Genomic DNA, 11,914 nt, shown 5'->3' on the forward strand with positions numbered 1-11,914 from the left:
GAGCACGGCGACGATCGCGCCCTGCGGGGGCATCCGGGTGAGGCGTCTGCGTGCGTCGTCGCCGGTGAGCCCATCGGTGCCACCGGGCGCCGGCGCCGCCGGGCGTAAGGTGCTGGCATGGACGACGCGCCCGATGCTCCCGAGGTCACGATCCGCGCGCTGGAGACGGTCGAGGAGGTCTTCGCGGCATCCGCGGTGCTGAGCGAGGTGTGGGGCGGGGATCGCACCGGCATGCCGCCCAACCTGCTGCGCGCGCTGGCGCACTCGGGCAACTACGCCGTCGGGCTGTACGACGGGGAGCGGATGGTCGGGGCATCCGTCGCGTTCTTCGCGGCGCCCGCCCAGCGCTCGATGCACAGCCACATCACGGGCGTGCTGGCGGGGTATCGGTCGCTCGGGCTCGGCCGGCTGCTGAAGCAGCACCAGCGCGACTGGGCCTTCGCCCACGGTGTCGGTCACATCACGTGGACCTTCGACCCGCTCGTCGCGCGCAACGCCCACTTCAACCTGCGGGTGCTCGGCGCGCGCATCACCGAGTACCTCGTCGACCACTACGGCGCGATGGACGACGGCGTGAACCGCGGCGACGAGTCCGACCGGCTGATGGTCTCGTGGGCGCTGGCCGCCCCGGCATCCGCCCCGCGCGAGGAGGACGTCGTGACCTCGGTGCCCGTGCCGCACGACATCGAGGCGGTGCGCCGCGACGACCCGGCCGAGGCGCTGGAGTGGCGCTACCGCGTGCGCGACGCCTTCGGCGGACTGCTGCAGGACGGGTTCGTCGTGATCGGCTTCGACGACGAGCGCGGGTACCTGTTCGGGCGCGGCTGACGCGGCAGCGCCCTACGCTGAGCGGGTGACCGACTACCGCGCGCACTTCGACTTCGCCATCAGCTTCGCCAACGGGGGAGAGCTCTCCGGCACCGGATTCCGACTCGACCTGCCCTCGGCCGAGGTGTCCGAGGCCGAGATCGGCCGGCTGCTCGTGCAGCACCTGGGCCTCGCGCTCGTCGCCGACGTCGAGCTGCGGGGGCTGCGCATCGTCGCCGAACCGCACCGCGGCAGCCGCGGAGTCGACGTCGGCGCTGCCGGGCACGCGGATGCTGCGGCATCCCGCGTCGTCGACCTCAGCCACCGGATCCGGGCCGGGCTCCTCACCTACCCGGGCCTGCCGGCGCCCGTCATCACGCCGCACCTCACGCGCGAGGACTCCCTCGCGACCTACGCGCCGGGCACCGAGTTCGCGATGGACATCATCACGATGATCGGCAACACCGGCACCTACCTCGACTCGCCGTTCCACCGCTATGCCGACGGGCCCGACCTCGCCGGGCTCGACCTCGCGACGCTCGTGGGTCTGCGCGCAGAGGTCTTCCACCTGGCGGACGCCTGGACCGCCGAGCGCCGCGGTATCCGGCCCGAGACGCTCGCCGACCGCGACGTCCGGGGTGCCGCCGTGCTGCTGCACACCGGATGGGATCGCCACTTCGGCACGCCCGCGTACGGGCGCGGTGCGCCGTTCCTCACCGGCGAGGGCGCCCAGTGGCTCATCGATGCCGGCGCGGTGCTCGTCGGGATCGACGCGGTCAACATCGACGACACCGCGGCGGATGCCGGGGGCGAGCGCCCCGCGCACACCCTGCTTCTCGGGGCGGGGGTGCACGTCGTGGAGCACCTGACGAACCTCGGCGCGCTGCCGCCGACGGGCGCGCGCTTCACCGCCGCGCCGCCGGCGATCGAGGGCTTCGGCACCTTCCCGGTGCGCGCCTTCGCGGAGCTGCCGTGAGCGCGGCGGACGGCGGGCCGTCGCCCGACGCGATCCCGCATCGGCGGGAGGACGGGGAACTCGTGGGGTGGATCCTCCCGGACGGGGACGACTGGCGCGCGATCGATGTGCTCGGGCGCGTCGTCGCGGCATCCGTCGACTGGCTCGCCGCCGAGGCGGCGCTCGAGGAGCGCGGGCTCGCCTTCCTCGCCGACCCGTGGATGCTGGAGCGTCCCGGCGCCGAGCCGTTGCGCGTGCGCCTGGTCGAGGTCACGCCGGCGCGCATCGCCGTGAAAGCCGACGACTTCGGCGACGTGAGCCATGCGACCGAGCGGTTCGTGCTGCCGTGGCCGATCCCCGCGCAGCTGCGCCCGCCGCGCCCCGGCGACCCTGACGGATTCACCCTCTTCCGCTGAACGCTCCTCATTGTGCGCAATTGAATTGCGTGCAATCACCGCCAACATGCGTGAACTGGCGGCGGCGCAGCGCCCTGTCGCATGACGAAAGGAATCCCCATGGACACCCTCTACACCGCCGAGGCCCTCGCCACGGGCGGCGGCCGCAACGGCCACGTCCGCACCGCGGACGGCATCCTCGACATCGACGTCCGCGTGCCGAAGGAGATGGGCGGCGCGGGCGGCGCGCCGAACCCCGAACTGCTGTTCGCCGCCGGCTACGCGGCGTGCTTCCACAGTGCGCTGCAGTCCGTCGCGCGTGCGCAGAAGGTCGAGATCCACGACTCGAGCGTCGGCTCGCGCGTCGCGATCGGCCCGAACGGCCAGGGCGGGTTCGGTCTCGCCGTCGAGCTCGAGGTGAACCTCCCGGGCATCGACCCGCAGGTCGCCCGCGGCCTCGCCGACGCCGCCCACCAGGTCTGCCCGTACTCCAATGCGACGCGCGGCAACATCGACGTGACGGTCACCGTCGTCGACGACTGACCCACCCGCGGGCGGCGGCGTACCCTGAGCCCATGCCGATCGCCCGCGCCGCCGCATCCGTCGCCCTCGAGGCGATCGAACTGCGCGTCCTGCACCTGCCGCTCGTGTCGCCGTTCACGACCTCGTTCGGCACCGAGACCGTCCGCGAGGTCATCGTCGTGCGGGCACGGACCGCCGACGGCGACGGCTGGGGCGAGATCGTCACGCAGCAGGCGCCGCTGTACTCCAGCGAGTACACGCAGGGCGCGTGGGACGTCGCACAGCGCTTTCTCGTGCCCGCATTGCTGGATGTCGGCACGCTCGCGCCGGAGCAGGTCGCCGGCATCCTGGAGCCGTTCGTCGCGCACCGCATGGTCAAAGCCGGCCTCGAGCTGGCGATCCTCGACGCCGCGCTGCGCGCGGAGGGGCGCCCCCTCGGCGAGTACCTCGGCGCGGTCGTCGACCGGGTGCCGAGCGGGGTATCGGTCGGCATCCAGCAGGACCCTGCCGCGCTCGTCGAGGCCGTCGGCGGGTACCTCGACGCCGGCTACGTGCGCATCAAGATCAAGATCAAGCCCGGCCGCGACGTCGCCGACACGGCGGCCGTCCGCGACGCGTTCGGCGCGATCCCGCTGCAGGTCGACGCGAACTCGGCGTACACGCTGGCGGACGCCGCCACCCTCGCCGAGCTCGACCGGTTCGACCTGCTGCTGATCGAGCAGCCGCTGCAGGAGGACGACATCGTCGACCACGCGACCCTCGCGGCGCGCCTGCGGACGCCGGTCTGCCTGGACGAGTCGATCGTGTCCGCGAAGGCGGCCGCCGACGCGCTCGCGCTCGGCGCGGCATCCGTCATCAACATCAAGGCGGGCCGGGTCGGCGGCTACCTCGAGGCCGTCCGCATCCACGACCTGTGCCGCGAGGCCGGCGTCCCGGTCTGGTGCGGCGGGATGCTCGAGACGGGCATCGGCCGCGCCGCGAACGCCGCGCTGGCCGCCCTCCCCGGCTTCACCCTGCCGGGCGACGTATCGGCATCCGACCGGTTCTACGCGCGCGACATCGTGACCGAGCCGATCCGGCTGGAGGACGGGCACGTGCGGGTGCCGACCGGTCACGGCCTCGGCGTCGAGATCGACCCGGTCGCCCTCGAGGACGCGACGGTCGCGCGGGCGGAACTGCGGCGGTGACCCCGTGCGGCCGTGGCCAACTCCTTCGATCCATCACTCGAGGCCGCCGCGGCGCCGGGTTTCGCCTGACGACGCACCGGTTCGAAGGAGTTGTGTACGGGCGCTCGCGCTGATCCTGTGCGTGACGGCGCCGTTGGCCGGGTGCGGCGCCGGGGGCACGTCGGCGACCGAGGCGGCGACCGCCCTCCCCGCCGGCGTGACGGTCGCCGTCACGCAGCTGCGCTCCGACGTCGCCGACCGGCAGGTCGAGGTGCAGGTGCACAACGGCTCCGATGAGGCGATCGAGATCGGAGCGGTGAGCCTCGACGATCCGCGGTTCGCGGCGCCCGCGACGCGGGTCGTCGACCGGACCTCCACCCTCGCCCCCGGGCGCACCGTGAACGTGCGCGTGCAGCTGGCCGATGTCGTGTGCGACGGGACCGCGACCCCCGGCGCGACCGTCACCTTCGCCTACACCCAGGGTGATCGGGCGGGAACGGCGTCCGCGGCCGCCGGTGAGGTCTTCCCGTTCCTCGATGCGCTGCACCGGCGCGAATGCGTCGCCGCGCGCACCGCGGCGGCGGCCGATGTCACATGGAGCGCGTTCACGCCGTCGGATGCCGGGGCGCCGGCCTCCCTCGAACTGTCGATCGTGCCGCGGTCCGGTGCGGCAGCGGCCGTCCTGCTCGCGGACGTGCGCGAGACCAATCTGCTGACCTTCGACGGGGTGGCGGGCGGCATCCTGCCGCTGGATGTGACGGTCGGCGGCGACGATCAGAACGCCCGCACGATCGCGCTGCCGCTGCGACCCGCGCGCTGCGACCCGCACGCCGTCCAGGAGGACAAGCGCGGCACCGTATTCACCCTCGACGTGGTGGTCGGCGGCGAACCCGGCCAGTTCACGCTCGCCGCCGACGCCGCGCTGCGCGGCCGGATCCTCGCGTGGGTCGCCGACTGGTGCGGTTACGGCTGAGGCTCGCTCTGGGGCTCCGCTAGAGGCGCACCGGCCTGCCCGGCCTGTTCCTGCGCGGTCTGCGCGGCTTCCTGCCGCGCGGCGGCGCGCGTCCCGGCGGCGGTGGCCTCGGAATCCTGCCGCAGCCCCTCGGCCATGCCGCGCCCGGTCGCCTGCCCCTGGATCACCTGTCGCAGGTCGATGCCCGTCGCCGCTTCGATCGCGTCGAAGCTCGCGCGCATGCTCGACGCCGACTCCGCGGCGATGTGCGACGAGGCGCCCTGGCCGCCCAGCACCGTGATCGAGCCGACCTTGTCGAACCCGCGGGCGAACTCGGTCATCATCGGCACGAGCGCCTCGAGGGCGCGCTGCGCGAGCAGGGCTTCCTGGTTCTTCGACAGCGCCTCGGCCTCCGCCTCGATCGCGGCGGCGCGCGCCTCGCCGACGAGGCGCACCGCGTCGGCCTCGGCCTGGGCGCGCAGGCGCGTGGCCTCGGCCTCCTGCGCGGCGATCTGCGCACGCGCCTCGGCGGCCTTGACCTCGCCGTAGGCGGAGGCATCCGCCGCGCGCTGCCGCTCGTAGAGCGACGCGTCGGCGACCTTCTTGATGTCGGCATCCAGCTGCGCCTGCTTGTTCTCGGCGCCCTGCAGGAGCACCGCCTGCTCGCGCTCCGCGCGGGCGAGCGCCTCGGCCTGCTCGGCCTCGGCGCGGGCCCGACCGACCTCGGCGGCGGCCGCCGCGGAGTTCTTGTCGAACGCGGTCTGCTCGATGAGGTTCTGCTCGTCGGTCGCGATCTGGCGCGCCCGCACCTCGCGCGCCGCGTTGATGCGGGCGACATCGGCCTCGCGCCGCACGCGCTCGACCTCGGTGGCGCCGAGCGCGTCGATGTAGCCGTTCTTGTCGGTGATGCCCTGGATCTGGAACGAGTCGAGGATGAGCCCCTGCGCGAGCAGGTCGCTCTTGATGCCCTCCGCGATCTGGTCGCTGAGCTTCTGCCGGTCCTTCATGAGCTGCTCGACGGTCAGCGTCGCGACGACACCGCGCAGCGCGCCCTCGAGCTGTTCGGTCGTGAACTGCTCGATCGCGCCGTCCTGGCTGAGGAAGCGCTCCGCGGCGCGGCGGACGAACTCGGGGTCGGAGCCGATCTTCACGAGCGCGACGCCCGAGACGTTGACCGTGACGCCGTTGGACGCCTGCGCCGTCGGCTCCATCTTGATCTGCCGCGCACGCAGCGAGATCATCTCGGCGCGCTGCGTCAGCGGGTTCACCAGCGCGCCGCCGCCGGTGATGACTGAGATGCGCGACGAGGCGCCGTCGGCGCCCTTCTGGCTCTTGCCGACCACGACGAGCGCCTGGTCGGCCTTGGCCACCTTGTACCAGGCACGCACCATGATCAGGATGAAGATGAGCAGGATGATGGCGGCGATGACCGCGATCACGCCCACCACCAAGGCTCCTCCGGCAGCGAAGATGTCCATGCGTCTCCTTTGTCTGGGCTGTGACGACGGTCGTCTTTCGACCGTATCGGTTCGGGATGCCGCGGCGCCTCCGTCGTGCGGGGGATCACGTCCCGGTGCCCCGCGCCCCGGTGTCCCGTTTCGGTGGATGACACCGGCGACATCTCCGGTTATCCCTCCGTGCGCGGCCGGGTCCCGGGCCCTAGGCTGACACCATGACTATCCCGCCGAACCAGCCGCCGTCCCCGCCGTACCAGCCGCCGTCCCCGCCGTACGGCGGCGTTCCGCCGCAGCCGCCGTACGGCGGCGGCGCCCAGCCGTCGCAGCCGCTGAACCCCGCCGATGAGAAGCTGTGGGCCACCCTCATCCACGTCGGCGGAATCTTCTTCTCGTTCATCCCGGCGCTCGTCGGCTACCTCGTACTGAAGGACCGTGGCCCATTCGTACGCGCGCACGCCGCGACGGCGCTCAACTTCCAGTTGACGATGCTGATCGCGCAGATCGTGGCCGGCGTCCTCTGGATCGTGGTCATCGGATGGTTCCTGACGCCCGCGATCTCGATCGTCACGCTCATCTTCTCGATCATCGCGGCGGTGAAGGCGAACAAGGGCGAGTGGTACACCTACCCGCTCGCGATCAAGTTCGTCAGCTGACCGTCCGGAGCGTCCGGCCCGCGACGCCGACCGTCACCCGCTGACCCCACGTCAGCGTGAGGCGGTCGGCCTCCACGCCGTCGCCGAACGCCACGAGCGCATCCGACTCGACGCGCAGCGCCAGCGCGCCGCGATCGAGCCGGCCCGCCACGACGTCGGCGCCCGTGCTCGGGGAGGGCCAGGGCTCGCGGACGAACCAGGCCAGGGCGCGCTCGGTCGGCCCCGGCAGTGGGAGCGTCGGAGCCTGGATGCGGGCGATCGACCGGCACCAGCCCGTGGCGCCGGTGCCCGTCGAGACGATCACGCCCGACGACGACTGGCGCTCGCCGGCGCCATCGACCTCGATCGTGTAGCGGGCGGACTGGTGGCCCGGCTGCCCGATCATCACCTCGTTGAGCGCGGTGAGTGACTGGCCGTCATCGGTGCGCACCTCGACCATCGTGCGCTCGCACATCGGCGCGTCGCCCGCGTGCGCCGGCTCGGCGAGCGCGGCACCGGCGGCGGGCGCGAACGGCACCAGGATGCCGGCGTTCACGCCGGGCAGCGGATCGATGCCGATGACGGGCTGCGCGCCGAGGTACTTCGCGGCGTTGGCGACGAGCCCGTCCTGACCCACGACGAGGACGACGTCGTCGGGTTCGAAGACGAAGCGCGGCAGCTCGGCCCGCTCGACGCCGGCGCGCCGCCAGTCGGCGGGGAGCCCTGCCGCGACATCGGCCAGCGCGGCGCGGGTGCGCTCGTGGCGCTCCTCGACGGCGGCCAGACTCTGCCCTCGAGCGTCGAGGAAGAAGGCCACCTGACCCCGGGTTCCGTGCCGGGCGAGCAGCTCGGTGAGCTCGCTCGCCCGGTGCACGACGACCGCGCGCGGGGTCGGCATGTCAGCGCCCCTCGCGGGCGCCGAGGCGGCCGACCAGATCGGTGAGCAGATCCGGCGTGACCGTGAGGTGCTCGATCCGGGGAAGACTCCCGGCGAGCTCCCGCAGGGCGAGGGCTGTGAGGATGCCGACGGGTACGTCCCGCAGGGCCGCCATGCGCGCCTGCTCCGCCGCACCGGCCGCCTCGCCGAGCGCGCGCTCGGCATCCGCCCGCGCCTGCGCGTCGGTGCGGACGCGATCCGCGTCGGACTCGGAGGCGATCGTCGCCGCGACGGCGGCCTGCTCCGCTTCGATCCGCGCGTTGCGGCCCCTGGCCTGCACGAGCTCCTCCTGGCGGCGGGCGAGCTCGACCTGATTCGCGAGTTCGTTCTCGCCGATCGCCGCCTCGCGTTCGACGGCCACCGCGCGGCGCGCGAAGGTCGCCTTGTCGGCATCCTGCTGTATCGCCTCCCGCGCCGGGGTCTGCAGGGCGCGCTCGACGTCGGGCTCGGCGCGCAGCAGCGAGAAGCGCACCCCGACGATCTCGATGCCGAGATCGGTCAACCGCGTGTCGTCGGCGAGCATCGCGGTCGCGGCCCGGCCGAGCTCGGCGAGATCGGCGCGGAGTGCCTCATCCAGCGTGCGCGGCTGCAGCAGGTGCACGACCGCGGCGGTCGTCGCACCGTGCAGCGGCGCCGCGATGGCTTCGAGCGGCTGCTCGCTCCACCGGCCGGTGCGCAGGTCGATCGAGAAGTCGATGCGCCGGGCGGCGAGGTCGGGGTCGACGATCCGGTAGGTGGCCGTGGCGGGCGCCGAGAGCTGCTGCAGGTCGGCTGTGCGCAGCGTCACCACGACGGAGAGCTCGCGATCGTCGAGCGGAACTTCGCTGATCGCTGCGTCCAGCGGCCGGAACCAGAATGCCTGGCCGGCACCGTCGTGCCGCCTCACGCCGCGGCGGGTGTGGGTCACGTGCATCGTGGGCGTCGCGCTCAGGTGACGGACGAAGGGGCGGGCGGTGATGGTGGCCATGAGATCCTCTTTCCCTTGTTAGTGTCACTCTGACCATAACCCCTCGCGATAGATATCGTCAAGATGACGAAAACTCGTATACTGGCGTGATGGATCCGTTCTCCTCGGCGGTCGCCGTCGATCTCGTCGTGCTCACGATCCGCGAGCGGGCGCTGCACGTGCTGCTCGTCGAGCGGGGGATCCAGCCGGACGTCGGCGCCTGGGCCCTGCACGGCGGCTTCGTGCTGCCCGAGGAGGATCTCGAGGCCGCGGCCCATCGTGAGCTCGCCGAGGAGACGGGCGTGTCGGCCGGCATCCATCTCGAGCAGGTGCGCACGTACGGGATGCCGGGGCGCGACCCCCGCGGACGCGTCGTGACCGTCGCGTGGCTCGCGCTCGCGCCCGACCTGGCGGAGCCCGCCGCCGGATCCGACGCGCGCGCCGCGCGCTGGTGGCCGGTCTCCTCCGTCGAGCACGGCGCGCTGCCGCTCGCATTCGACCACGGCGTGATCTTCGCCGACGCCCTGGAGCGGGCGCGCGCGAAGCTCGAGTACTCGGCCCTCGCGAGCGCGTTCTGCCCGCCCGAGTTCACGGTCGCGCAGCTGCGAGCCGTGTACGAAGCCGTCTGGGGCGAGCGGCTCGATCCGCGCAACTTCCACCGCAAGATCACGGGTGCGACCGGCTTCGTCGAGCCGACGGGCGCGACCGTGCGAGACGGCGGACGACCCGCGCAGGTGTTCCGCCGCGGACCGGTCGGGCAGCTGCATCCGCCGTTCCTGCGGCCGGGGACCTAGGGCATGCGGCTGTTCGCGAGGGTCACCCTTCCAGCGGCCGCCGCGCGACGAGCAGCACGTGCGTATCGGGCCACGGCAGCGGCCTGCCGGCGGGGTCGGTGAGCGAGGCCGCCGCCGCGAATCGGTGCTCGACGAGCCACTCGTTGCGCCACGGCCCCGACCGCTCGTCGATCTGCAGGCCGACCGACGCGATGAGGGCCTGCCAGTCCTGCCACGACAGCGCGCAGAACCGCTCGTGCATCTCCGACAGCCAGTTGCGGGTGTACGAGACGGTCTCGAGGAACTCCATCGCATCGCCCAGCGACAGCTCGATCGTCCGCTCGTCGCACACGTCATAGCGCCACGGCGTGCCGCTGAGCTCCGTGAAGTCCTGCGCGAACTGCGCGACCCGGCTCGCCACCGGCAGGGCGTCGAGCGCAGCGGCGATCTCGTCGTTCGACCCCGTGAGGCGCCGCGCCGGCGTCGTCACGTCGCCCTCGTGGAACCGGAGCCGCACGCGCCGCCCGGGGTCGGCCGGGCCGCACACGTCGGAGTTGATCCACACGCCGCCGGGCATCGTCTGGTCGGCGATCGCGCGGGCGAACGCCTCGAGCGAGGGCATCCCGTCGCCGTACGAGTAGATCTCGTGCGTCAGGGCGAAGCTCAGCGTCGTCGCGATGCTGCGGTCGGGGAAGAGCGACCCGGCGAGGATGTTGCGCCGGTAGAAGAACGTGTTGGGGTTCGCGAACGCGCCCTGCGACTTCTTGTGCTCGCACTCCGCGAACAGCTCCGGCGCGACCTCGACGCCGATGAGGTCCGATTCCGCGAGCGCGGGCTCGCGGGCGGCCAGCTCGAGCATCGCGCCCGTCGCGCAGCCGAGGTCGACGACGCGGCCCGGCACGATCCAGGGGCGCGCCTGCGCCCACTTCCGGTCGGCGGCGTCCTCGAACGAACGGCTGTAGGTGCGGTAGTCGCGGGTCTGGGTGAGACCGCCCTCATCGCCGATGACGGGGTCGGTGGCGATCTGCCGGGCCTGCTCGGCGAGGCCGTAGCGGTCGACGATGTCGACGCTCGCCGGATGCGCCGCCGTGCGCCACCGGTCGCCGCCGGCCGTCAGGTCGTCGAGCAGCTGCCATGGCGTGTCGGGCGAGTCGGGGTGGCCGCGCTCCATCGGCGCGATGCGGTAGCCGAGCGCGCGGTACATCTCGGCGACCGCCGGCGTCGAGGTCGCGACGATCGCCGTGGCGGGTGAGGGGGAGATGCGCTCGGCCGTCGCGTAGTCGATCGTCTTGAGGGTGATCTCGGCGAACCGGGGCGTCGGTGCGACATCCACCACCGGCACGACGATCGACGGCATCCGTTCGACGTGCGCGAGGATCTCGATCGCCGCCTCGCGCCGATGCCCGGGAAACGGGTTGCGCCGCGTCGCGGAGTGGTTGGCGCTCGTGACCGCCCACACGACGACGGCGTCGGCGGATGCCGCGACCCGGTCGCCCACGTCGTCGTGCTCGACGCCCGCGAGCAGCCGCCGCAGGTAGTCGACCTGGAACCGGGTCAGCAGATGGTGCCGGCCCGGCACGATGACATGGCGGATCTCGGCGCGGGCATCGCTCACCCGTCCACGCTAGGCCACCGGCCCGCCGCCGGGATGCTGCGGCGCGGGCCGCCCGCTGAAGCGCGAGGTCGCGAGGTCGAACGCGCCCCAGAAGAAGTGCACGGGCTGGCCTTGCCCTCCCACTCGCCGCGGAACCGGGCCATGATCGGCGCGATCGTGGTGAGCGAGCGCCAGAAGCGTGCCGCCGCGTCGGCGTCGTACGACGCGTGGGTCTCGTCCTCGTCGAACGGGATGACCTCGGGCAGCTCGACCGGCACCCGGGTGGATGCGGGCGGGCACGTCGAGCGCGGTGAGCACGGTGACGAACTCCCGGGAGAAGTCCGCGACGGACCGGGGACGCAGCGCCATCGCGCGCACCGTCCCGTCGGTGCGCTCGAAGACGAGCTCGTGCGCGATGACGTCGAACCGCACCTCCAGGCCGAGGCTCCCGGCGGGCATGAGCCCCGTCGTCAGCCCTCGCGCATCCACGTAGAGCGGCACGTGCCACCAGTGGTTCTGATGCGGAGCGAGCGCCATCCGGAGCTTGCCGACCATCTGCGTCCACAGCTGCAGTGTGTCGCGGGTGTCCTGCCATGCCGCGATCCGCAGCGCCGGCCATCTCGTCTCGCGCTCATCCATGTGGCCACCCTGCCAGCGCGATCGCCCGTCCGGCAGGGGGTGTGCCGCCGGCCGTTGCCGGCGCGACGGCTAGACTTGGCGGATGCCGGGCGCGCGCCCTGTGGCCGCGGCATCCGTTCCTCATCGCTCTTCTCTCGCT

Annotated in this window: 13 protein-coding genes; 8 read left to right on the forward strand and 5 right to left on the reverse strand. The window is 72.9% G+C overall.

Translation table 11 applies throughout. From position 1 onward, the window contains the following. The first annotated feature begins 117 nt into the window (after positions 1–117). From JOD60_RS03785 to JOD60_RS03810, 6 genes are all read left to right on the forward strand, one after another. Entirely contained in the window at positions 118–828 is a 711-nt protein-coding gene (locus tag JOD60_RS03785; RefSeq protein WP_076688702.1) for a GNAT family N-acetyltransferase, read from the forward strand. Between the two features lie 25 nt (positions 829–853). After that, positions 854–1,783 (forward strand): cyclase family protein, encoded by a 930-nt coding sequence (locus JOD60_RS03790; RefSeq protein WP_076688704.1) that lies wholly within the window; start codon positions 854–856, stop codon positions 1,781–1,783. After that, a complete protein-coding gene (locus tag JOD60_RS03795; RefSeq protein ID WP_076688706.1) occupies positions 1,780–2,178 on the forward strand; it encodes a hypothetical protein in 399 nt (132 codons plus the stop codon). The genes JOD60_RS03790 and JOD60_RS03795 overlap by 4 nt, the downstream gene beginning before the upstream one ends. Before the next feature lie 99 nt (positions 2,179–2,277). Beyond that, a complete protein-coding gene (locus JOD60_RS03800) occupies positions 2,278–2,700 on the forward strand; it encodes an organic hydroperoxide resistance protein (RefSeq protein WP_076688708.1) in 423 nt (140 codons plus the stop codon). A gap of 32 nt (positions 2,701–2,732) precedes the next feature. Beyond that, positions 2,733–3,866 carry an o-succinylbenzoate synthase gene (menC, locus tag JOD60_RS03805; protein WP_076688710.1) on the forward strand — a complete coding sequence of 378 codons (1,134 nt, stop codon included), beginning with the start codon at positions 2,733–2,735 and terminating at the stop codon, positions 3,864–3,866. A gap of 121 nt (positions 3,867–3,987) precedes the next feature. Then, positions 3,988–4,818 carry a hypothetical protein gene (locus JOD60_RS03810; protein ID WP_157127827.1) on the forward strand — a complete coding sequence of 277 codons (831 nt, stop codon included), beginning with the start codon at positions 3,988–3,990 and terminating at the stop codon, positions 4,816–4,818. Here JOD60_RS03810 and JOD60_RS03815 read toward each other — a convergent pair. Next, positions 4,809–6,275: a flotillin family protein gene (locus tag JOD60_RS03815; protein ID WP_076688712.1), complete on the reverse strand. Its 1,467-nt coding sequence runs from the start codon at positions 6,273–6,275 to the stop codon at positions 4,809–4,811. The two genes, JOD60_RS03810 and JOD60_RS03815, sit on opposite strands and share 10 nt — an antisense overlap. 194 nt (positions 6,276–6,469) lie before the next feature. Here JOD60_RS03815 and JOD60_RS03820 point away from each other — a divergent pair, with 194 nt between their 5' ends. Further along, on the forward strand, positions 6,470–6,907 hold the full coding sequence (locus JOD60_RS03820) for a DUF4870 domain-containing protein (RefSeq protein ID WP_084201876.1): 438 nt from the start codon (positions 6,470–6,472) through the stop codon (positions 6,905–6,907). On the opposite strand, the gene JOD60_RS03825 is transcribed toward JOD60_RS03820, so the two are convergent. Together JOD60_RS03825 and JOD60_RS03830 are read right to left on the reverse strand one after the other, a co-directional pair. Then, complete coding sequence (locus JOD60_RS03825; RefSeq protein ID WP_076688714.1) at positions 6,900–7,784, reverse strand: NAD(+)/NADH kinase; 885 nt, start codon at positions 7,782–7,784, stop codon at positions 6,900–6,902. The two genes, JOD60_RS03820 and JOD60_RS03825, sit on opposite strands and share 8 nt — an antisense overlap. A 1-nt stretch (position 7,785) precedes the next feature. Then, a complete protein-coding gene (locus JOD60_RS03830) occupies positions 7,786–8,790 on the reverse strand; it encodes an SPFH domain-containing protein (RefSeq protein WP_076688716.1) in 1,005 nt (334 codons plus the stop codon). An 89-nt stretch (positions 8,791–8,879) separates the two neighbouring features. Here JOD60_RS03830 and JOD60_RS03835 point away from each other — a divergent pair, with 89 nt between their 5' ends. Further along, positions 8,880–9,563: an NUDIX hydrolase gene (locus JOD60_RS03835; RefSeq protein WP_076688718.1), complete on the forward strand. Its 684-nt coding sequence runs from the start codon at positions 8,880–8,882 to the stop codon at positions 9,561–9,563. A 22-nt stretch (positions 9,564–9,585) separates the two neighbouring features. Here JOD60_RS03835 and JOD60_RS03840 read toward each other — a convergent pair whose 3' ends face one another. Beyond that, a complete protein-coding gene (locus tag JOD60_RS03840) occupies positions 9,586–11,157 on the reverse strand; it encodes a class I SAM-dependent methyltransferase (RefSeq protein WP_198159109.1) in 1,572 nt (523 codons plus the stop codon). 9 nt (positions 11,158–11,166) lie between these two features. After that, positions 11,167–11,775 (reverse strand): DUF5996 family protein, encoded by a 609-nt coding sequence (locus JOD60_RS03845; RefSeq protein WP_076688720.1) that lies wholly within the window; start codon positions 11,773–11,775, stop codon positions 11,167–11,169. Between the last annotated feature and the right edge of the window lie 139 nt (positions 11,776–11,914).

Source organism: Microbacterium aurum, assembly GCF_016907815.1.
Lineage (GTDB): Bacteria > Actinomycetota > Actinomycetes > Actinomycetales > Microbacteriaceae > Microbacterium > Microbacterium aurum.